Source organism: Paracoccus thiocyanatus (assembly GCF_900156255.1).
Classification (GTDB): domain Bacteria; phylum Pseudomonadota; class Alphaproteobacteria; order Rhodobacterales; family Rhodobacteraceae; genus Paracoccus; species Paracoccus thiocyanatus.
On record NZ_FTMK01000001.1, the window covers coordinates 129,337 to 149,635 of the forward strand.

The 20,299-nt window shown below is 66.4% G+C and carries 18 protein-coding genes and 1 tRNA gene; 12 read left to right on the forward strand and 7 right to left on the reverse strand.

The window, feature by feature from the left end:
* Positions 1-98 precede the first annotated feature (98 nt).
* Genes coaBC through F3H32_RS00610 form a run of 9 tightly spaced genes read left to right on the forward strand, consistent with a single transcriptional unit; the run spans position 99 to position 8,655 of the window.
* Positions 99-1,367 (forward strand): bifunctional phosphopantothenoylcysteine decarboxylase/phosphopantothenate--cysteine ligase CoaBC, encoded by a 1,269-nt coding sequence (coaBC, locus tag F3H32_RS00570; RefSeq protein ID WP_149763457.1) that lies wholly within the window; start codon positions 99-101, stop codon positions 1,365-1,367.
* A complete protein-coding gene (locus F3H32_RS00575) occupies positions 1,364-2,431 on the forward strand; it encodes a cysteine desulfurase family protein (protein WP_149763459.1) in 1,068 nt (355 codons plus the stop codon). The genes coaBC and F3H32_RS00575 overlap by 4 nt, the downstream gene beginning before the upstream one ends.
* Before the next feature lies 1 nt (position 2,432).
* Positions 2,433-3,959: a Fe-S cluster assembly protein SufB gene (gene sufB, locus F3H32_RS00580; RefSeq protein ID WP_149763461.1), complete on the forward strand. Its 1,527-nt coding sequence runs from the start codon at positions 2,433-2,435 to the stop codon at positions 3,957-3,959.
* Positions 3,956-4,267 carry a heavy metal-binding domain-containing protein gene (locus F3H32_RS00585; protein ID WP_115755474.1) on the forward strand — a complete coding sequence of 104 codons (312 nt, stop codon included), beginning with the start codon at positions 3,956-3,958 and terminating at the stop codon, positions 4,265-4,267. The genes sufB and F3H32_RS00585 overlap by 4 nt, the downstream gene beginning before the upstream one ends.
* Positions 4,268-4,276: 9 nt before the next feature.
* Complete coding sequence (gene sufC / locus F3H32_RS00590; protein WP_149763462.1) at positions 4,277-5,032, forward strand: Fe-S cluster assembly ATPase SufC; 756 nt, start codon at positions 4,277-4,279, stop codon at positions 5,030-5,032.
* Complete coding sequence (locus F3H32_RS00595; protein WP_149763464.1) at positions 5,032-6,378, forward strand: SufB/SufD family protein; 1,347 nt, start codon at positions 5,032-5,034, stop codon at positions 6,376-6,378. Before sufC ends, F3H32_RS00595 begins: the two co-directional genes overlap by 1 nt.
* Positions 6,375-6,863 (forward strand): hypothetical protein, encoded by a 489-nt coding sequence (locus tag F3H32_RS00600; RefSeq protein ID WP_149763466.1) that lies wholly within the window; start codon positions 6,375-6,377, stop codon positions 6,861-6,863. The genes F3H32_RS00595 and F3H32_RS00600 overlap by 4 nt, the downstream gene beginning before the upstream one ends.
* Complete coding sequence (locus tag F3H32_RS00605; protein WP_115755470.1) at positions 6,860-7,447, forward strand: YIP1 family protein; 588 nt, start codon at positions 6,860-6,862, stop codon at positions 7,445-7,447. The genes F3H32_RS00600 and F3H32_RS00605 overlap by 4 nt, the downstream gene beginning before the upstream one ends.
* Entirely contained in the window at positions 7,444-8,655 is a 1,212-nt protein-coding gene (locus tag F3H32_RS00610) for a cysteine desulfurase (RefSeq protein ID WP_149763468.1), read from the forward strand. The genes F3H32_RS00605 and F3H32_RS00610 overlap by 4 nt, the downstream gene beginning before the upstream one ends.
* A 223-nt stretch (positions 8,656-8,878) precedes the next feature.
* On the opposite strand, the gene F3H32_RS00615 is transcribed toward F3H32_RS00610, so the two are convergent.
* The 4 genes from F3H32_RS00615 to F3H32_RS00630 form a co-directional block, all read right to left on the reverse strand.
* A tRNA-Arg gene (locus F3H32_RS00615) sits at positions 8,879-8,955 on the reverse strand.
* 51 nt (positions 8,956-9,006) lie between these two features.
* Positions 9,007-9,663, reverse strand: coding sequence for a cytochrome b/b6 domain-containing protein (locus F3H32_RS00620; RefSeq protein ID WP_115755468.1), 657 nt, complete (start codon positions 9,661-9,663; stop codon positions 9,007-9,009).
* On the reverse strand, positions 9,656-11,296 hold the full coding sequence (locus F3H32_RS00625; RefSeq protein WP_149763470.1) for a tetrathionate reductase family octaheme c-type cytochrome: 1,641 nt from the start codon (positions 11,294-11,296) through the stop codon (positions 9,656-9,658). The genes F3H32_RS00620 and F3H32_RS00625 overlap by 8 nt, the downstream gene beginning before the upstream one ends.
* A 223-nt stretch (positions 11,297-11,519) precedes the next feature.
* A complete protein-coding gene (locus F3H32_RS00630; protein WP_149763472.1) occupies positions 11,520-13,697 on the reverse strand; it encodes a heavy metal translocating P-type ATPase in 2,178 nt (725 codons plus the stop codon).
* Between the two features lie 94 nt (positions 13,698-13,791).
* Here F3H32_RS00630 and F3H32_RS00635 point away from each other — a divergent pair, with 94 nt between their 5' ends.
* Entirely contained in the window at positions 13,792-14,262 is a 471-nt protein-coding gene (locus F3H32_RS00635; RefSeq protein WP_149763474.1) for a MerR family transcriptional regulator, read from the forward strand.
* Between the two features lie 7 nt (positions 14,263-14,269).
* Here F3H32_RS00635 and F3H32_RS00640 read toward each other — a convergent pair whose 3' ends face one another.
* Complete coding sequence (locus tag F3H32_RS00640; RefSeq protein WP_223191314.1) at positions 14,270-14,704, reverse strand: PACE efflux transporter; 435 nt, start codon at positions 14,702-14,704, stop codon at positions 14,270-14,272.
* Between the two features lie 95 nt (positions 14,705-14,799).
* Between F3H32_RS00640 and F3H32_RS00645 the strand changes: the two genes are divergently transcribed.
* Positions 14,800-15,693, forward strand: coding sequence for a LysR family transcriptional regulator (locus tag F3H32_RS00645; RefSeq protein WP_149763477.1), 894 nt, complete (start codon positions 14,800-14,802; stop codon positions 15,691-15,693).
* 42 nt (positions 15,694-15,735) lie between these two features.
* On the opposite strand, the gene purL is transcribed toward F3H32_RS00645, so the two are convergent.
* Positions 15,736-17,907: a phosphoribosylformylglycinamidine synthase subunit PurL gene (gene purL / locus F3H32_RS00650; protein WP_149763479.1), complete on the reverse strand. Its 2,172-nt coding sequence runs from the start codon at positions 17,905-17,907 to the stop codon at positions 15,736-15,738.
* Between the two features lie 312 nt (positions 17,908-18,219).
* A complete protein-coding gene (locus F3H32_RS00655; RefSeq protein WP_115755688.1) occupies positions 18,220-19,140 on the reverse strand; it encodes a LysR family transcriptional regulator in 921 nt (306 codons plus the stop codon).
* A gap of 330 nt (positions 19,141-19,470) precedes the next feature.
* On the opposite strand from F3H32_RS00655, the gene F3H32_RS00660 reads away from it, so the two are divergent.
* On the forward strand, positions 19,471-20,283 hold the full coding sequence (locus F3H32_RS00660) for a glutamate racemase (protein ID WP_149763481.1): 813 nt from the start codon (positions 19,471-19,473) through the stop codon (positions 20,281-20,283).
* Positions 20,284-20,299 lie beyond the last annotated feature (16 nt).

Here is a 20,299-nt window from a genome sequence, read left to right on the forward strand (position 1 = left end):
GCATCTTAAAGAAGGGTTAACGGGCGCGGCTTGCTTGTTCCGCGCGGCACTTGCGCCTATGTGCAGGGCGAAGGACAAGGGGGCCAAAGGAAGCGACCATGCAAGGCAGCCGCATATTGCTGATCGTCGGCGGGGGCATCGCCGCGTTCAAGATCCCCGAGCTGATCCGCATGATCCGGCGCGAGGGCGGCGCGGTCGTGCCGGTGCTGACGCAGGGGGGGGCGCAATTCGTCACCCCGCTTACGCTTTCCGCCCTGGCCGAGGCGCCCTGCCATACCGAACTGTTCGATCTGACCCGCGAATCCGAAATGGGCCATATCCGGCTGTCGCGCGCCGCCGACCTGGTGGTGGTCGCGCCGGCCACGGCCGACCTTTTGGCGCGGATGGCGGCGGGGATGGCGGACGATCTGGCCACCACGCTGCTGCTTGCCACCGACAAGCCGGTGCTGGCGGCCCCGGCGATGAATGTGCGCATGTGGCAGCACCCGGCCACGCAGCGCAACCTGGACACGCTGGAAAACGACGGCATCCGCCTGGTCGGCCCGGACGAAGGCGACATGGCCTGCGGCGAATACGGCCCCGGCCGCATGGCCGAGCCCGAGGCGATCCTGGCGGCGATCCGTGCGGCACTTGGCCGCGACAAGCCGCTGCGCCTGCCGCCCGAGGCCGCGATCTCGTTGCCGGCGCGGCGGCTGGCCGGGCGGCATGTGATCGTCACCTCGGGCCCGACGCATGAGCCGATCGACCCGGTGCGCTATATCGCCAACCGCTCCAGCGGGGCGCAGGGCGCGGCCATCGCGGGCGCGCTGCGCGACCTGGGCGCGCGAGTCAGTTTCGTGACCGGCCCGGCCCAGGTGCCGCCCCCCGAAGGCGTCGAGGTGATTGCCGTGCAGACCGCGCGCGAGATGCGCGCGGCGGTCGAGGCCGCCTTGCCCGCCGACGCCGCCGTCATGGCCGCGGCGGTTGCGGATTGGCATGTCGCCAATGCCAGGGCGGGCAAGATCAAGAAAGACGGATCCGGGGCGCTGCCCGAACTGCAATTCGCCGAAAATCCCGACATCCTGGCCTGGATCAGCCAGCTTGGCCAGGATCGGCCGGCGCTGGTCGTGGGCTTTGCCGCCGAAACCGACGATGTGCTGGACAATGCCGCGCGCAAGCGCCAGCGCAAAGGCTGCGACTGGATCATCGCCAATGACGTCAGCCCCGAAACAGGGATCATGGGTGGGACAGAGAATGCGGTGACGCTGGTTTCCGGCGTCGGCGCGGAAAGCTGGCCGCGCCTGTCCAAGGCCGAGGTGGCGCGCCGGCTGGCCGCCCGCATCGCCGAGGCGCTGAACGGCGAAGGGCCGGCCGAGGCGCGGCCATGAGCCGGGTCTATCTGGACTGGAACGCCACCACGCCCCTGCGCGCCGAGGCGCGCGAGGCGATGCTGGCGGCGATGGAACTGGTCGGCAACCCTTCTTCGGTCCATGCCGAGGGGCGGGCGGCCAAATCCGCGATGGAACGCGCGCGCGAAGACATTGCCGCGGCGCTTGGCGCCGAGGGCGCGGACGTGATCTTTACCTCGGGCGCGACCGAGGCGGCGGCGCTGGTGCTTCAGGACCGTGGGCTGGCCTGTTCGCCGGTCGAGCATCCGGCCGTCCTGGCGTGGTGCGACCCGTTCTTGCCGGCCGATGCGGCGGGGTGCGTCACCGTGCCCGATCCCGGCCGGTCGGTGCTGCAACTGGCCAATTCCGAAACCGGCGTCATCCAGGATCTGCCCAAGGGGCTGGCGGTCAGCGACCTGACGCAAGCCTTCGGCAAGATCCCCCTGGCCTTCAACTGGCTGGGGATCGAGGCCGGCTTTGTCAGCGCCCACAAGCTGGGCGGGCCGCGCGGCATCGGCGCGCTGGTGGTCCGCCGCGGCACCGAGGTCGCGGCCCGCATCCGGGGCGGCGGGCAAGAGCAGGGGCGCCGCGCCGGGACCGAGAACCTGATCGGCATCATGGGCTTTGCGGCGGTCGCGAAAGCGGCGCAGAATGACCTGGATCAAGGAATTGGGGAAAAAGTGTCGCAACTTCGCGATTCCCTGATGGCCGCTCTGGAATCCCAGACAGAAATGGTTACATTTCCGGGGCGCGAGGCCCGCCGCCTGCCCAACACATTGTCGATCCTGACGCCGGGATGGCGCGGAGAGACGCAGGTGATGCAGATGGATCTGGCCGGATTTGCCGTCTCGGCAGGCTCGGCCTGTTCGTCGGGCAAGGTCCGGCCCAGTTCCGTTCTGACGGCCATGGGAATCGCGCCGGAATTGGCGGGCGACGCGATCCGCGTCTCGATCGGCCCGGCGACGGAGCCTCGGGACGTGATGCGTTTTGCGGATGCATGGCTGGCGGCGCATGGGCGCTGGCGGCAAAGGAATGATTGGCGGGCGACCGCGGGAAGGGTTTGAGATGACTGTAGAGATCGGCGAGACTATCGAAGTTCGCGAGGGCGTGGACCGCGAGACCGTCGAGACCGTCCAGAACATGGGGTCCTACAAATACGGCTGGGACACCGATATCGAGATGGAATATGCCCCCAAGGGCATCAACGAAGATATCGTCCGCCTGATTTCGGAAAAGAACGAAGAGCCGGAATGGATGACCGAATGGCGCTTGCAGGCGTTCCGCCGCTGGCAGACCATGACCGAACCGAAATGGGCGATGCTGAACTATCCTGAAATCGACTATCAGGACCAGTATTACTATGCCCGCCCCAAAAGCATGCAGGTCAAGCCCAAGTCGCTGGACGAGGTCGATCCCAAGCTGCTGGCGACCTATGAAAAGCTGGGCATCCCGCTGAAGGAACAGATGATCCTGGCCGGGATCGAGGGCGCCGAGGGCGCGCCCGCCGAAGGGCGCAAGGTCGCGGTGGATGCGGTCTTCGACAGCGTCAGCGTCGGCACCACCTTCAAGGACGAACTGGCCAAGGCCGGGGTCATCTTCTGCTCGATCTCGGAAGCCATCCGCGAACATCCCGAGCTGGTGCGGAAATATCTGGGCTCGGTCGTGCCGCAGACCGACAACTTCTTCGCCACGCTGAACTCGGCGGTGTTTTCGGACGGCAGCTTTGTCTATGTGCCGCCGGGGGTGCATTGCCCGATGGAGCTTTCGACCTATTTCCGCATGAATGCCGAGAATACCGGCCAGTTCGAGCGGACGTTGATCATCGCCGACAAGGGCTCCTACGTCAGCTACCTGGAAGGCTGCACCGCGCCCAAGCGCGACGTGGCGCAACTGCATGCGGCGGTGGTGGAAATCGTCGTGCTGGAGGATGCCGAGGTCAAGTATTCCACGGTGCAGAACTGGTTCCCCGGCGACGAGGAAGGCAGGGGCGGCATCTACAACTTCGTCACCAAGCGCGCCGATTGCCGCGAGGCGCGGGCCAAGGTGATGTGGACCCAGGTGGAAACCGGCAGCGCAATCACCTGGAAATACCCGTCCTGCATCCTGCGCGGCGACGAGAGCCAGGGCGAGTTCTATTCCATCGCCATCGCCAACAACTACCAGCAGGCCGATACCGGCACCAAGATGATCCATCTTGGCAAGAACACCCGCTCGCGTATCGTGTCCAAGGGGATTTCTGCGGGACAGGCGCAGAATACCTATCGCGGCATGGTGACGATGCACCCGCGCGCCAAGAACAGCCGCAACTATACGCAATGCGACAGCCTGCTGATCGGCGACAAATGCGGCGCCCATACCGTGCCCTATATCGAGGTCAAGAACACCTCGAGCCGCGTGGAACACGAGGCGACCACCAGCAAGGTCGACGACGACCAGCTGTTCTATTGCCGCTCGCGCGGGATGGACGAGGAAGAGGCCGTGGCCCTGGTGGTGAACGGCTTCTGCCGCGAGGTCTTGCAGGCCCTGCCGATGGAATTTGCCATGGAGGCGCAGTCTCTGGTCGCCATCAGCCTGGAAGGGTCGGTCGGATGATCGTCACCACCACCCCCGGCATCGAGGGCCGCCGCATCACCGCCTATCACGGCGTGGTGACGGGCGAGACCATCATCGGCGCCAATATCTTTCGCGACATCTTCGCCGGGATTCGCGACATCGTGGGCGGCCGCTCGGGCGCCTATGAATCCGCGCTGGCCTCGGCCCGCGAAACCGCCTTGTCCGAGATGCAGGACCGCGCCCGCCAGATGGGCGGCAATGCCGTGGTCGGCATCGATCTGGACTATGAAGTCATCAACAACATGCTGATGGTGTCCGCCTCGGGCACCGCCGTAAGTGTCGAATAGGAACGAACCATGCTGGAAATCAAGAATCTGCACGTCAAGCTTGAGGATGAGGACAAGCAGATCCTCAAAGGCGTCGATCTGACCGTCCCGGCTGGCGAGGTCCATGCCATCATGGGGCCGAACGGCTCGGGCAAATCCACGCTGTCCTATGTGCTGTCGGGCCGCGACGGCTATGCCGTCACCGCGGGCGAGGCGGCGCTGGACGGCCAGAGCCTGCTGGAAATGGAGCCCGAGCAGCGCGCGGCCGCCGGCCTGTTCCTGGCCTTTCAATACCCGGTCGAGATCCCCGGCGTCGGCAACATGACCTTCCTGCGCACCGCCGTGAACGCGCAGCGCAAGGCCCGCGGCGAGGAAGAACTGTCCGCGGCCGAGTTCCTGAAGCTGATCCGCCAAAAGGCGGCGACGCTGAAGATCGACAGCGAGATGCTGAAGCGCGCGGTCAATGTCGGCTTCTCGGGCGGCGAGAAAAAGCGTAACGAAATCCTGCAAATGGCCATGCTGGAGCCCAGCATGTGCATCCTGGACGAAACCGATTCCGGCCTGGACGTGGACGCGATGCGGCTGGTCGCCGATGGCGTGAACGCGCTGCGCAGGCCCGACCGCTCGTTCCTGGTCATCACCCATTACCAGCGGCTTCTGGACCATATCCGCCCCGATGTGGTGCATATCATGGCCGACGGCCGCATCGTGCGCAGCGGCGGCCCCGAACTGGCGCTGGAAGTGGAGCAGAACGGCTATGGCGATCTGCTGGCGGAGGTCGGGTAATGGCGGACACGGCTGTTCTTGTCGCGCAGGTGCCGACGGTCGAGGGCAAGGTTCGCCCCGGCCAGGCGGCGCTGGCGGCGCATCTTGACGCGTTGGACCTGCCGCGCGGCGGCTTTAGCCGCGCCGCGCGCCAGGATGCGGCGCAGCGGCTGGAGGCCATGGGCCTGCCCGGCGCGCGCGACGAATACTGGCGCTATACCGATCCGGCGCCCTTCAATGCCGCGCGGCCCGAGCCGCTGGAATTCGCGGCGGATGACGCGACGCTTTTCACCGCGATCGACCGGCTGCACCTGGTTTTCGTGGACGGGCGTTTCGACGCCGCCGCCTCGGATCCGCTGACGGCCGAAGGGGTCGAGATCGAAAGCCTTGCCGCGGCCGATGCCGGGGACGATCACTGGGCCTCGGGGCTTTACGGCCGGCTGGAAGCCGCCGGGCAGGTGCCGGTCAAGCGTCCCTTTGCGGCGCTGAACACGCTGGCCGCCGCCGACGGGCTGCTGATCCGCGTGACCGGCCAAGTGGCGCGGCCGGTCCATATCACCTATCGCCGCTCGGCGCTTGATGCGGATGTCCATCTGCATCACGTCGTCAAGCTGGAAGAGGGGGCCGAACTGACATTGCTGGAAAGCGGCGTGCTGGGTGCCCGCTCGAACGTGGTGATCGAGGCCGATCTGGCGCGCGGCGCCCGCCTGCACCATCTCAGCGCCAAGCGCGCCAAGGATCCCAAGCTGGGACTGGGCCATATTTTCGCCCGTGTCGGCGCCGAGGCGCTGTTCAAGTCCTTCACGCTTTCGGTCAACGGCGCGATGATGCGCAACGAGGCGGTGATCGACATTGCCGGCGACGATGCCGTGGCCCATATCGCCGCAGCGGTGCTGGGCGATGGCAATATCGGCCGCTTCCATCATGACGATACTGTCTTCGTCATCCATGGCGCCGAGCGTTGCGAAAGCCGGCAGGTGTTCAAGAAAGTGCTGAAGAACGGGGCCGAGGGCATCTTCCAGGGCAAGATCCTGGTCAAGCCCGGCGCGCAAAAGACCGACGGCTACCAGATCAGCCAGGGGCTTTTGCTGGACGAGGGCAGCCAGTTCCTGGCCAAGCCGGAACTCGAGATCTATGCCGACGACGTGAAATGCTCGCATGGCTCGACCACCGGGGCGCTGGATGAAACCGCGCTGTTCTACCTGCGCTCGCGCGGGGTGCCCAGGGAACGGGCCATCGTGCTTTTGGTGCTGTCCTTCCTGGCGGATGCGCTGGACGAGATCGAGGATACGCGGCTGCGCGAAGACATCCTCGGCCGGCTGGAAGACTGGCTGACCGAACGCGCGGGCAATCCGGGCAAGGCATGAGCCAGACCGGCATCGTTCCCCGCATCCTGGAAAGCTGGTGGGCGCCGGGCAGGGTGGTCGCATCCCTGCGCAGCATGCCCGACCGGGCGCTGATCGCGGTCCTGATGGCGGCGATGCTGATCTTTCTGATCGCGCAGGCGCCCGGCCATGCCCGCGCCGCGCAACTCCAGCCCGAGGTGCCGCTGGCCGCGCGCATGGGCGGTGCGATCCTGGGGGTCATGTTCATGATGCCGCTGATGGCCTATGCGGTGGCGGCGCTGGTCTCGGCGCTGTCGCGGCTGACGCCCTGGCCGGTCGCGCCGCTCGATTCGCGGCTGGCGCTGTTCTGGGCGCTGCTGGCCGCGGCGCCGGCCATGCTGTTGGCCGGGCTGACGGCGGGGCTTGTGGGGCCCGGCGCGCCCCTGGCCCTGACCCGTGCGGTGGCGGGCCTGGGCTTCCTGGTGATATGGGGCGCGGGTTTGCGCGCATTGGCAGGGACGCGATGAAGGCCGGCGATCTTGGCGAGATGATGGTCCTGACCCTGCGCGATCCCGATCGGGCGCTGGACGTGCTGCGCGGGCTGGACCTGCCGATGGCGGCGCGCTGGATGGTGCTGCTGCTGGCCGTCACCCTGTCGACCCTGCTGGCCGGGCTGTCGCTGCTGCTGTTCCCGATCGAGGTGGACAACCCCGTCTCGCGCATGCTGTCCGAACCGCTGACGCTGGCCGGCATCCAGTTCGGCGCCATGGTGATGTCGGCGCTGTTCGTGGCCCAGATCGGCCGGCTGTTCGGCGGCCAGGGCGATTTTCCCGATGCGCTTTTGGCCATCGGCTGGGTCGAGCTGATGCTGGTCGGCTTGCAGGCGGTGCAGGTCGTCATGATGGTCGTGTTCCCCGCCACGGCCACGCTGCTGTCCATGGTGGCATTCGGACTGTTCCTTTACCTTGCCGTCACCATGACCAAGGCCCTGCACGGCTTTACCAGCACGCCCAAGGTGGTCCTGGGCCTGATCGGCAGCCTATTCCTGCTTGGCTTCGTGCTGTCGCTGATCGCGGCGGCATTCGGCATCGTTCCCGAGGTGGCCCCATGAGCTTTGACGTCGACAAGGTCCGCGCCGATTTCCCGATCCTGTCGCGACAGGTGAACGGCCGGCCGCTGGTCTATCTGGACAACGGCGCCTCGGCGCAAAAGCCGCGGGCGGTGATCGACGCCGTCACCCGCGCCTATGAGGCGGAATATGCCAATGTCCACCGTGGCTTGCATTACCTGTCCAACCTTGCGACCGAGAATTACGAGCGTGTGCGCGTCATCATCGCCCGCTTCCTGAACGCCCCGCGCGAGGACGAGGTGATCTTTACCTCGGGCGCGACCGAGGGCATCAACCTGGTTTCCTATGGCTGGGCCGCGCCCCGCTTGCAGGCGGGCGACGAGATCGTGCTGTCGGTGCTGGAGCATCACGCCAATATCGTGCCCTGGCACTTCCTGCGCGAACGCCAGGGCGTCCGGCTGAAATGGGTTGAGCCGGAACCCGACGGGTCGCTGCCGGCCGAAAAGGTGCTGGCGGCGGTGGGGCCGCGCACCCGGCTGATCGCCGTCACCCATATGTCGAACGTGACCGGCACCGTGGTCGATGTCGGCGCCATCGCCCGCGGGACCGACGTGCCGGTGCTGGCCGACGGGTCGCAGGCGGCGGTGCATATGCCGGTGGACCTGTCCACGCTTGGCGTCGATTTCTACTGCATCACCGGGCACAAGCTTTATGGCCCCTCGGGCTCGGGCGCGATCTGGATCCGGGCCGGGCGCCAGGCCGAGATGCGCCCCTTCATGGGCGGCGGCGACATGATCCGCACCGTCACCCGCGAGGCGGTGGACTATGCAGACCCGCCCTTGCGCTTCGAAGCCGGCACGCCCGGCATCGCCAACCAGATCGGCCTGGGCGCGGCGCTGGAATACCTGATGGGCCTGGGGATGGAGAACATCGCCGCGCATGAGCGCGACTTGCGCGACTATGCCCGCGAGCGGCTGCGCAGCCTGAACTGGCTGGCGGTCCAGGGCGATGCGCCGGACAAGGGTGCGATCTTTTCCATGACCATGCAGGGCGCGCATGCGCATGACATCTCGACCATCCTGGACAAGCGCGGCATCGCCGTGCGGGCGGGCACGCATTGCGCCATGCCGCTGCTGGATCACCTGGGTGTCAGCGCCACGGCACGGGCCAGCTTTGCCATGTACAATACCCGCGCCGAGGTCGATGCGCTGGTCGACGGCCTGGCCTTTTGCCGCGAGCTTTTTGCCTGAATCAGGACCTTTGAACCCGGCCGCCGGCCGGGCGGCGCCGTGACCCATGCGCGGGGTGAAACATCCTCGCCAGGGTCCGCATCGCTAGCGGGTCGCTAAGGGGCGTTGGACGCGTCCGCGCGCCTTCGGGATGGCCGGCTGACGCTGCCCGTGCATGGCAGGCAATGCAAGGACATTGTCCGCACCGTGCAGACTTAGGCGCTGTCAACAATAGGGTGGAAGATGGCGCACCCGACAGGATTCGAACCTGTGACCTTCGCCTTCGGAGGGCGACACTCTATCCAGCTGAGCTACGGGTGCTTCAGGCCGGTCCATAACCGATCGGACCGGCCCTCGCAATGGCAAAATCGCCTACGCCTTCAGCCGGCCAGGCTCTTCTGCCGCAAGATAGGCTTCCTGTTCCGGCGTCAGGTCGATGTCCTCGAATCCTGTCACCATCGGCTTCACATGTTCACGAAAGCCGTGGCCGATGGTCAGCAGATAGACATGCGCAACCACGAAAGCCGCGATGGCAAAGGCGGCCAGGATGTGGATGTTGGCCACCGCCCAGATCGCCCAGCCCGAGGGGTCGAGATGGTCCCAGAACGTATAGCCCAGATAGGCGATACCGCTAAGAAACACCGCCGGGAACAGCAGCACCTTCAACGCCAGATAGGCCAGCGCCTGCAAGGGGTTGTGCCGGCGGCGCAGCACCTTGCGATAGGGATGGTCCTCGCCGCGGAACACCCCCCAGGCATAGAAGCGCGCGACCTGCCACAGCCCGGCGCGGCGCGGCGCGAATTGCCGCCACGCGCCGGTGGTCATCAGCCAGAAGGCGGTAAAGACCCAAAGCAGCATCAGCGCCACCGCGACGATGGAATGGATCGTCACCGCGGTGCCAAAGGTCAGCACCCCGTGCAGCCCCATGATCCTGAGCCCGGTGAACAGCAGGATCAGGATCGAGGTCGCCTGGCTCCAATGCCAGAGCCGGTTGAAGCGGGTATAGACCAGAACCTTGCGCTCAGCCATGATGGTTCCCCTTGTCCTTCCTGCCCAGCAGGCGCAAAAGCCCGTGTCCGGCCACGCCGGCCACCGCCATCGCCAGGATCGCCAGCCCCAGGATGCCGCCCGGCGGCAGGCCGGTGCCGGGAATGTAAAGCCCGGTGATCCCCGCCATGCGTCCCTGCGGACGGTGGCAGGCGCCGCATTTCAGCGCATCATCGGCAGGCGCCACCATATGGGTGATCGGCCAGTACATGCGCGTATCGACAAAGTCGAACTTGCCGGAATAGCCGGTGCCCATGTAGTCGGCCGCCACTTGCAGGGCCTTGCTCCAGTCGAAATTGGTCCAGAAGGCCGTGTCGGTCTGGGGCCCATAGACCTGGCTGTGCAGCAGCACATTGCGTTCGGTGTCGAAAGCCTGGCGGCCGATCATCTGCTTGAAGGGCCAGATCCGCGCATCCGGGTCGCTTGCCGAACCTTCCAGCCGGTTGATCTCGACCGGCAGCGACGGGTCGAAGACCGTGTCGGCGGTGGTATATTCGACCGTGCCGTTGAACCAGCCATAGAATGGCACCACGTTCTCGGCCCATTCGAAATTGCCCTTGGTGGACAGATAGGTGTGCAGGTGCTGGCCGTCGGACTGGGTGAACCCGTCTTCCGAGAAGGGCTTGCCGTCCTTGAGCTTGCCGGCGGTCGACCAGTCCCACAGCGTCTTGGTCGCGACGCCGCCGCGGGCAAAGGACGGAATATGGCAGGTCTGGCAGGCGACGCGGTCGGTATGGTCGTTCAGCTTCATCCCCGCGGGCGTCGCGGCATGGGGCCGGTTGCCATGGCAGCTTTCGCAGGTCGCGGTATCGCGCGGCTGGCCCAGCAGATGGGCATCGACGATATCCTTGGCCTCGACATCATAGCGGGAACCGGCGACGCGGTGATCCTCGGTGACATGGCAGGTCTGGCAGGTGAAATTGCCGCCTTCGGGCGACATATGCACATCGGTCGCCAGGTCGGGCCGCACCAGCGCCGAGGACAGGTCGCCATGCTTCACATTGTCGCCGCCGCCGCCGTAGAAATGGCAGTTGCCGCAATTTTCGCGGCCCGGCTCGCCGACGGATTGCGCCGCCTTTGCCAGGTCCACGGGCTTGGCATCGGCGCCGGTGATGGTCTTGGCCCCGGCGCGCACCGGGTCAAGCGGCGGATGCCCGGCCAGGTCGTCCTGCTTGGCATATTGCCCCGAACGGTCGTGGCAGGCCAGGCAGTCCACCCGCGTCGGATCGGCGGGCGGCGGCTCGCGCACGTCGGTCCAGCCATAGCCGGCATGGCACGAGGTGCATCGCGCCTCGTTCGAGCCGACATTGCCGCAAAACGAGTTTATGACATTGGCCTTGCCAAGCTTTTGCCCGGTCTCGGGATGGGTATAATCCCAGGACCAGTGCAGGGTGTGCATCACCTGGTCCCCGGCCTCGGTATGGCAGGACAGGCAGGCTTGCGTCACCTCGGGCCCCGAGGAGAAGGGTCCCTTCAGCGCCGGAAATTTCGAATGGTCGGCCGTGGTGCCGCCTCCTGGTATCGCAGGCGGCTCTTGAGCCTGCGCCGGTGCGGCAGCGATCACGACCCAGATGGCCCATGCGACGAAGCGCATGGCCCGGTGTCTTGGTGGCATATGCCCTCTTCCTCCCATGGATCGGCCGGTTCGCGGACGGCCGAAGAGAGCGCGCTTCCTGCCCCAAGACTAACAACGCGGCGCCCAGCCCGCCAGAAACAAAATGACGCATGGGCAGGGATGGAAAAGCGAGCCGCCGGCGCTGTCGGCATCTGTCACCCGGTGCCGCATGTGAATGACGCGATTCCAGCGGACCGTATAGGTGTCGCCGATGCCGCCCGCTTCATGGACGAAGCTTGGCTTCGGGGTCAAAGGCCAAAAGCCGCAGCGCGTTAAGCGTGACCAGCACCGTCGCCCCGGTATCCGCCAGGATCGCGATCCACAGTCCGGTGATCCCCAGGATGGTCGTGACCAGGAACACGGCCTTGAGGCCAAGCGCGATGGCGACGTTTTGCCGGATATTCGCCATGGCCGCGCGGGCCAGCCGGATCTGCGCGGCGATGTCGGTCACGCGGTTGCGCAGGATCGCCGCGTCTGCGGTTTCCAGCGCCACATCGGTGCCCGCCCCCATCGCCACGCCCACATGGGCCGCGGCAAGCGCCGGGGCGTCGTTGATCCCGTCGCCGACCATCATGACCCGGCCCTTGCCGGCCATATCGCGCAGCGCCGCGACCTTGTCCTCGGGCATCAGTTCGGCGCGGTGGGCGATGCCTAGGCTGCCCGCGATGGCGGCGGCGGTGCTGGCATTGTCGCCGGTCAGCATGACCGCAGCGATGCCCAGCCCGCCAAGCTGGCGCATCGCCTCGGCCGCGTCCGCTCGGGGTTCGTCGCGCAGCGCGATCAGCCCCAAAAGCCGCCCCGGCCGAAAGACCGCCGCGACGGTCTTGCCCTCGGCCTCTAGCCGGGCGGCGGCTTGGCGCGCCTTGTCGTCCAGCACGCCGCGGCCTTGCGCAAAGCGGGGCGAGGCGACCCAGGCCGGTTCGCCCTTGACCAGCGCCTCGGCCCCGTGGCCGGGAATGGCGCGGGCGGCGGTGGCGGCGGGCCCCGCGATGTCGCGCTGTTGCGCGCAGGCCAGGATCGCTTGCGCCAGCGGGTGGCTCGACCCCGTCTCGACCGCGGCGGCAAGGGCAAGAAGCTCGGCCTCGCTTCCTGAAATGGGGACAAGATCGGTCACGCGCGGGCGGCCTTCGGTCAGCGTTCCGGTCTTGTCAAAGGCCACATGCGTGGTCGCGGCGGCCGCCTCGATCACCGCGCCGCCCTTCATCAACAGCCCGCGCCGCGCGCCCGCGGACAGGGCCGAGGCGATCGAGGCCGGGACCGAGATGACCAGGGCACAGGGGCAGCCGATCAGCAAAAGCGCCAGCGCCCGATAGATCCAGGTGCCCCAGTCCTGGCCAAGCGCCAGCGGCGGGATGACGGCCACCAGCAAGGCGGCCCCGACGACCGCCGGCATATAGACCCGGCTGAAGCGGTCGATGAAGCGTTCGGTCGGCGCGCGGGCGCTTTCGGCCTGTTCGACCAGGCGGATGATGCGGGCGATGGTGTTGTCCTTGGCCGCGCTGGTGACGGTCACGTGCAGCGCCGCTTCGGTATTGATCGAGCCGGCGAAGACCGGGTCGCCCGGCTGCTTGAGCCTGGGCATGCTTTCGCCGGTGACAGGGCTTTCATCCACTCCCGAAACGCCGCGCAGGACCGTGCCATCCGCCGGAACCCGGTCGCCGGGGCGGACAAGCACCACCTGGCCGATTGCAAGGATGTCGGCTGCGACCTCGCGCGTCTTGCCGTCCACCTCCAGCAGCGCCGTTCGCGGCACCAGCCGCGCCAGCGCGCGAATGCCCTGGCGCGCCTTGTTCGCGGCCATGCCCTCCAGCATCTCGCCCACGGCGAACAGAAAGACCACCAGCGCCGCCTCTTGGGCGGCACCGATGAAAAGCGCGCCCACTGCGGCGATGCTCATCAGCATCTCGATGGTGAAAGGCATTCCGGCGGTCGCGGCATGAAGGGCGCGGCGCGCGATGGGCGCGACCCCGATCACGGTCGCGGCGATAAAGCCCCAGCGCGCCGGCCCGTCCCCGGCCAGAAGGCTGACGGCAAAGGCGGCAAGGAACAGCAGGCCGGTGCCGATGACCAGCCGCGCCTTGCCGCTGCGATGCCAGGGGGGCAAGGATCCAGGGTCGGACGCCTGGGCGCCATGGGCCTGTGCCTCCGCCCCTGGACCCGCAATGGCTGCGGCGGAACTGGGCTTGGGCACGATCCCGTAGCCAAGCGCCCGCACCACCGATTCGACCCGCTCGCGCGTCGTCTTGCCTTCGTCCAGAACCAGGGACAGGCGCTCTGCCATCAGGGCCACATCCACCCGGCTTACGCCCGGCAGACGCTCGACCGCCGTTCTGACCTTGCCGGCGCAAGAGCCGCAATCCATGCCGCTCACCGTCCATTCGACGCATGTTTCCTTCGTCATCGCCATCTCATCCTGCCGCGCAAGCCGCGGGCTCTTGTTACCGTGGTCTTGCTTACCTAATGTCTCCAGCAACTAGAGGTTCAAGAGGTATCTCATGCTGACCATCGGAAAACTGGGGGCGGCGGCCGGTGTGAAGGTGCCGACCATCCGGTATTATGAACAGATCGGGCTTTTGCCCCCGCCGGAACGCAGCGCCGGCAACCAGCGCCTTTACGGCCGCACGGCGCTTGACCGGCTGGCCTTTATCCGCCACGCCCGCGACCTGGGTTTCCCGCTAGAGGCGATCCGCGACCTTCTTAGCCTTTCGGACCGGCCCGACCAGCCCTGTGCCGCGGCGGACATCATCGCCAAACAGCAACTTGCCGCGGTCGAGGCGCGGATTGCCCGGCTGGAGGCGCTGAAATCGGAACTGGAGCGGATGGTCAGCCAATGCGCGCAGGGGACCATTGCGAACTGCCGGGTGATCGAGGCGCTGAGCGACCATTCGTCATGCGCGCCGGGCAGCCACAAGCCGGGCGCGCATTCCCAAGACGACAAGCGCACCACGCCCGGCGCCGGCAGGTGATCCGGGGTCAGGCGGGCTGCCGCTGCGGCGCGGCAGGCAGCGGAAAGACCCGGTCATAGATGATGTTGAAGATGAAATTATAGATCAGATAGAACGCCACGATGAACAGGTCGAGCAGCAATGTCTGCCACAGCGTCATGCCCAGATACCAGGCCATCGGCGGCAACAGCATGACCAGCAGGCCAAGCTCGAACAGCAGGCTGTGCAGCAGCCGGTGCCGCAGCGCCTTGCGGGCATGGCCGTGAAGCCGGCGCAGCGCATGGTCGAAGCCCAGGTTGAAAAGAAAGGTCCAGACCGTGGCCAGCGTTGCGGCGCCGATGCCGACCACGCCCATGTCGAGCAGCGGCTTGTCGTAAAGCCAGGCGGTCGCCGGGGTGATGATCGCAAGCCCGATGGCTTCGAACATCAGCGCATGCCGCACGCGGTCGGGAAAACTGCGCATTGTCACCGTGATTCATCCGTTGATTTCATTGCGCCGTTTCTATCTTGATTCTTCCGGAAGCCAAGTTAGCTTCCATCTGAAAAAAAGATGGATCAATGAGCGTCACGCTGGAACAGTTGCAAGCCTTTGTCGCCGCCGCCGAACACGGCTCGTTCTCGGCCGCGGGCAGGGCATTGCGCAAGGCGCAATCGGCGATCAGCACCCAGGTCGCGAACCTGGAAGATGACCTTGGCCTGGCGCTGTTCAGCCGCACGGGCCGCAACCCGGTGCTGACCGCGGCGGGCGAAAGGCTGCTGGCCGAGGCGCGGGTGGTCCTGGATCGCCGCGAACACCTGATCGGCGTCGCCGCCAGTTTCGAGGCCCATGTCGAACACAGGCTGGTCGTCGCCATCGACGAGCTTTATCCCGAACAGGCCTTGGGGACGCTTTTCGCCGCGTTCGCTGCGCATTTCCCCCATGTCGAACTGGAACTGCTGTTTCCCATGCTAGAGGATGTCAGCCGCCTGGTGCTGGACGGCAAGGCCGATATCGGCGTGATGTGGCGCCAGGAAGTGCTGCCGACCGAGATCGCCTTTCACACCCTGGGCTGGGTGCCGCTGCAACTGGTCTGCGGCAAGGACCACCCGCTTGCGCGCGGCGTGGTCGACTGGGAGGAGCTGAAGCGGCATCGCCAGTTGATGGTGGCGGCGCGCAGCGAGGGGCCGGAAAAGCAGCGGCTGCGCAGCGCCGCCGAGGTGTGGTGGGTCGAAAGCCATTGGATCATCCTGCAAATGGTCCGGCAGGGCATCGGCTGGGCATTGGTGCCCGACCACATCATCCGCAGCTCTCCGGTCCGCGACGATCTGGTCACGCCGCCGCTGCAATTCGATGGTGCGGACTGGCCGGTGGCGCTGGAACTGGTCTGGCACAAGCAGCGCCCCAGCGGCCCGGCGGCGCGCTGGCTGCGCGAACGCTTTGCCGCCCTGCGGATCAGCGGCCTGCCGCGCTAGGCATGGCGGGCGGCGCGGACGCGCTGCCCATCGGCTTGCGGATCAGGCCAGTTCCAGGTTCAGCGCCTTTTCAAACGCGCCGCGATACAGCCCCGACAATTCCGCCAGCGGCGCGCTATCGCCGCCAAGGGTCACGGATTTGCCGCCAAAGCGGCCGATCACCGCCAGGGGCACGCCCGCAGCCCGCGCCGCCTCGGCCAGTTTTTCGGCATCCGCGGCGGTGCAGGCGACCAGGTAGCGCGCCTGATCCTCGCCAAAAAGCTGGGCGATATCGGCGCTGTCCAGCGTGACGCCCAGGCCCGCCGCCTCGGCCAGTTCAAAGGCGGCCAGCGCCAGCCCGCCATCCGACAGGTCGGTCGCGGCCCGGACCAGCTTGCCCTGCGCGCGCAGGAATTCGCCGTTGCGGCGTTCGGCCGCCAGGTCCACCGGCGGGGCATCGCCCGCCTCGATGCCGAAGGCCTCGGCCGCCAGGGCGGATTGGCCCAGATGGCCGCGGGTCTCGCCGATGATCAGCGCCAGGTCCCCCTCGGCCGGCAGGCCGGCGATCAGGTCGTCCAGGTCCGCGATCAGCCCGACGCCGCCGATGGTGGGCGTGGGCAGGATGCCCTTGCCGTCGGTTTCGTTGTAAAGCGAGACGTTGCCCGAAACGATGGGGAAATCCAGCGCCGCGCAGGCCGCGCCGATGCCTTTGATGGCGCCGACGAACTGGCCCATGATCTCGGGCTTTTCCGGGTTGCCGAAGTTCAGGTTGTCGGTGGTGGCCAGCGGCAGGGCGCCGCAGGCGGTCAGGTTGCGGTAAGCCTCGGCCACCGCCTGCTTGCCGCCTTCAAAGGGGTTCGCCCGGACATAGCGCGGCGTCACGTCGCTGGTAAAGGCCAGCGCCTTTTTCGTGCCATGAACCCGCACCACGCCGGCGCCCAGGCCGGGGCGGCGCACGGTATCGGCGCCGACTTGAGCGTCGTATTGTTCCCAGACCCAGCCTTTATGGGCATGGTTGGGGCTGCCGATCAGCGCCTTCAGCGCCGCGATCGGGGCGATGGCGGGCAGGGCGGGCATGTCGCCCGCGGCCGGCGTTTCCACCCAGGGGCGGTCGTATTCTGGCGCGCTGGACGACAGCTTGGAAAGCGGCAGGTCGGCCTTGACCTCATTGCCGTGCAGGATCAGGAAGCGGTCTTCGGCGACGGTCTCGCCGACGATGGCGAAATCCAGGTCCCATTTCTCGAAGATCGCCCGCGCCTCGGCCTCTTTCTCGGGCTTCAGCACCATCAGCATCCGCTCCTGGCTTTCCGAGAGCATCATTTCATAGGCGCTCATGCCGGTTTCGCGCTGCGGGACGTGGTCCAGCACCAGCTTGATGCCTAGGCCGCCCTTGTCGCCCATCTCGACCGCCGAGCAGGTCAGCCCGGCCGCGCCCATGTCCTGGATCGAGATCACGCTGTCGGTCTGCATCAGTTCCAGGCAGGCTTCCAGCAGGCATTTCTCGGTAAAGGGGTCGCCGACCTGCACGGTGGGGCGCTTTTCCTCGATGGTGTCGTCGAATTCGGCACTGGCCATGGTGGCGCCGCCGACGCCGTCGCGGCCGGTCTTGGCGCCCAGATAGACCACCGGCATGCCCACGCCCGAGGCGGCGGAATAGAAGATCTTGTCGCTGTCGGCCAGGCCCGCGGCAAAGGCGTTCACCAGGCAATTGCCGTCATAGCTGCGATGAAAGCGCACCTCTCCGCCGACATTCGGGACGCCAAAGGCATTGCCATAGGCGCCGATCCCCTCGACCACGCCCTTGACCAGATGCGCGGTCTTGGGATGGTCCGGCCGGCCAAAGGACAGCGCGTCCATGGCGGCGATGGGGCGGGCGCCCATGGTGAAGACGTCGCGCAGGATGCCGCCGACGCCGGTCGCGGCGCCCTGATGCGGCTCGATATAGCTGGGGTGGTTGTGGCTTTCCATCTTGAAGACCACGGCCTGCCCGTCGCCGATGTCCACGACGCCCGCATTCTCGCCCGGACCGCAGATCACTTGCGGACCCGTGGTCGGCAGGGTGCGCAGCCATTTCTTGGAGGACTTGTAGGAACAATGCTCGTTCCACATGGCCGAGAAGATGCCGAGTTCGGTAAAGCTCGGCTCGCGCCCGATGATCTCGAGGATGCGCTGGTATTCGTCGGGCTTGAGCCCGTGCGCGGCGATCAGGTCCTCGGTGATCTGCGGTTCGTTCATGTCTGGCGCCTTTCCCCCGGTTTGCGGCCTTTTAAGCGCCGCCGCCCGTTTAGGAAAGAGCCCCTGCGCGAGGCATGGAAAAACCCGGCACGCGATGCCCCACGGCGACAAAAAAAAGCCGGGCATGAAGCCCGGCTCAAGTCCAACAGGGAGGTGAAGGTGATGTGAGTTTCCTCAGCCCATCGCCTTCGAAGCCCGAGATATGTGCAGTCAGCCAGCGGTTCAAGGCTCATTTCCCCGGCAAAGGGCATGGCCGATATGCGTTATGCGAATGCCTTGGGCAAAATCGCCCGGCCCCTGCCTGGTCAGCGGTCAGCCCTCGGACGGGTCGGCGACCTGCTCTTCGGACTGCTGGCGGCGCAGCGACTGGATTTCCTCCAGCACGAAGTCGCGAAAGGCCGCGACGCGGCGCGAGGCGCGCAGCTCTTCGGGAAAGGCCAGGAAAACCGGAACCTCGCTGGACTGGATATCCGGCAAGACGCGGGTCAGGTTCAGGAAATCCCCAGACAGGTAGTCGGGCAGCACGCCGATCCCGACATGGTTCAGCACGCCTTGCAGAACCCCGAAATAGTTGTTCACCATCAGGGTGGAACTGATGTTGCGCGCCAGCAGCATCTGCGACAACACGGCGCCCGAACTGACCTGCGGCGTCTGCGGGTTCTGGCAGATCAGCCGGTGCGGCCCCAGATCGTCCAGCGTTTCCGGCACGCCCGCCTTGGCCAGATATTCGGGGGTGGCATAAAGCCGCATGCGGATGTTCAGAAGCCGGCGGCGGATCAGATCCTGCTGGTTCGGTTCCTTCATGCGGATGGCCACGTCGGCTTCGCGCATGGGCAGGTCCAGCACCCGCTCTTCCAGCATCAGGTCGATCTTCAGGTCGGGATAGCGGTCGTAAAGCTTGGCCAGCCGCGGCACCAGCCACATGCTGCCAAAGCCGGTGGTCGTCGTGACCTTGAGTTCGCCGAAGACGTTTTCCTCGCTGTCGCGGATGCGGGCCGCGGTGGTGTCAAGCTTGCGCACCATGGAAGAGGTCGCCTCGAACAGCAGTTCCCCCTGTTCGGTCAGGATCAGCCCGCGGGCGTGGCGGTGAAAAAGCGTGGTGCCCAGCGAATCCTCCAGCGCGCGGATCTGGCGGCTGACGGCGGACTGGGACAGGTGCAAAACATCGCCCGCGTGGGTCAGGCTGCCCGCGTCGGCGACGGCGTGAAATATTCTTAATTTATCCCAGTCCATAACATGCTTTCTTGCGGCATCAGCCATGCAATCCGTGCAACCCTTATCACAGAAGATAGGCGGAACAAGCCTGCAAAACGTCCATAAAACCCGATATCGGTCAAACCTGCTTACCTGTGTTGCAGCCGCGGCGGCGCAGGGTGCAAAAGCGCGCAGCAGGACGTGGCGTCACCACCGCCAAGGGCGATTCGCACCGGGTTTTCCGTCACGGTATTTTGAAGCGGGCGGGTCGCCGCGGCGGCGCTGTGCCGCAGCCCGAGAAGTGACATAAATCATGGCATTCCGGCTGGACGCGTTCTAGAAAGGCAAGGCGCGGGCAGGAGGTCGGTCATGGCAGTGGGCATATTCGATTCGGGTCTGGGCGGTCTGACGGTTCTGGCCGCGGTCGCCGCCCGCATGCCCGATGTGCCGCTGGTCTATCTGGGCGACAATGCCCATGCGCCCTATGGGGTGCGCGACGCCGACGACATCTTCGGCCTGACCTGCGCCGGGGTCGAGCGGCTTTGGGCGGAAGGTTGCGACCTGGTGATCCTGGCCTGCAACACCGCCTCGGCCGCCGCGCTCAAGCGCATGCAGGAAACCTGGCTGCCGGCCGACAAACGGGTGCTGGGGGTCTTTGTGCCGATGATCGAGGCGTTGACCGAACGCCGCTGGGGCGACAATTCCGCCCCGCGCGAGGTTGCGGTCAAGCATGTGGCGCTGTTTGCGACGCCCGCGACCGTGGCCAGCCGGGCATTCCAGCGCGAACTGGCCTTTCGCGCCATCGGCGTCGATGTCGAGGCCCAGCCCTGCGGCGGGGTGGTCGACGCCATAGAGATGGGCGACGAAATCCTGGCCGAGGCGCTTGTGACCAGCCATGTCGAGGCATTGCTGCGCCGCATGCCGCATCCCGAGGCGGCGATCCTGGGTTGCACTCATTATCCGCTGGTCCAGGCCGCCTTCCAAAAGGCGCTGGGGCCGCAGGTCGCGGTCTATTCGCAGCCCGACCTGGTGGCCGAAAGCCTGGAGGACTATCTTGCCCGCCATCCCCGGATGCTGGGCGCAGGCCAGGTGTCGCGCTTTCTGACCACTGGCGATCCCGAGCGGGTATCGGGCAAGGCCACGCAATTCCTCCGCCATCCGATCAAGTTCGAAAGTGCTTGAAGCAGGAAAGCTTGAA

Bases quoted from the DNA above. Each gene is read 5' to 3' on its own strand.
- coaBC (WP_149763457.1), top strand. From the start codon at position 99: ATGCAAGGCAGCCGCATATTGCTGATCGTCGGCGGGGGCATCGCCGCG.
- F3H32_RS00575 (WP_149763459.1), top strand. From the start codon at position 1,364: ATGAGCCGGGTCTATCTGGACTGGAACGCCACCACGCCCCTGCGCGCC.
- sufB (WP_149763461.1), top strand. From the start codon at position 2,433: ATGACTGTAGAGATCGGCGAGACTATCGAAGTTCGCGAGGGCGTGGAC.
- F3H32_RS00585 (WP_115755474.1), top strand. From the start codon at position 3,956: ATGATCGTCACCACCACCCCCGGCATCGAGGGCCGCCGCATCACCGCC.
- sufC (WP_149763462.1), top strand. From the start codon at position 4,277: ATGCTGGAAATCAAGAATCTGCACGTCAAGCTTGAGGATGAGGACAAG.
- F3H32_RS00595 (WP_149763464.1), top strand. From the start codon at position 5,032: ATGGCGGACACGGCTGTTCTTGTCGCGCAGGTGCCGACGGTCGAGGGC.
- F3H32_RS00600 (WP_149763466.1), top strand. From the start codon at position 6,375: ATGAGCCAGACCGGCATCGTTCCCCGCATCCTGGAAAGCTGGTGGGCG.
- F3H32_RS00605 (WP_115755470.1), top strand. From the start codon at position 6,860: ATGAAGGCCGGCGATCTTGGCGAGATGATGGTCCTGACCCTGCGCGAT.
- F3H32_RS00610 (WP_149763468.1), top strand. From the start codon at position 7,444: ATGAGCTTTGACGTCGACAAGGTCCGCGCCGATTTCCCGATCCTGTCG.
- F3H32_RS00620 (WP_115755468.1), bottom strand. From the start codon at position 9,663: ATGGCTGAGCGCAAGGTTCTGGTCTATACCCGCTTCAACCGGCTCTGG.
- F3H32_RS00625 (WP_149763470.1), bottom strand. From the start codon at position 11,296: ATGCCACCAAGACACCGGGCCATGCGCTTCGTCGCATGGGCCATCTGG.
- F3H32_RS00630 (WP_149763472.1), bottom strand. From the start codon at position 13,697: ATGACGAAGGAAACATGCGTCGAATGGACGGTGAGCGGCATGGATTGC.
- F3H32_RS00635 (WP_149763474.1), top strand. From the start codon at position 13,792: ATGCTGACCATCGGAAAACTGGGGGCGGCGGCCGGTGTGAAGGTGCCG.
- F3H32_RS00640 (WP_223191314.1), bottom strand. From the start codon at position 14,704: ATGCGCAGTTTTCCCGACCGCGTGCGGCATGCGCTGATGTTCGAAGCC.
- F3H32_RS00645 (WP_149763477.1), top strand. From the start codon at position 14,800: ATGAGCGTCACGCTGGAACAGTTGCAAGCCTTTGTCGCCGCCGCCGAA.
- purL (WP_149763479.1), bottom strand. From the start codon at position 17,907: ATGAACGAACCGCAGATCACCGAGGACCTGATCGCCGCGCACGGGCTC.
- F3H32_RS00655 (WP_115755688.1), bottom strand. From the start codon at position 19,140: ATGGACTGGGATAAATTAAGAATATTTCACGCCGTCGCCGACGCGGGC.
- F3H32_RS00660 (WP_149763481.1), top strand. From the start codon at position 19,471: ATGGCAGTGGGCATATTCGATTCGGGTCTGGGCGGTCTGACGGTTCTG.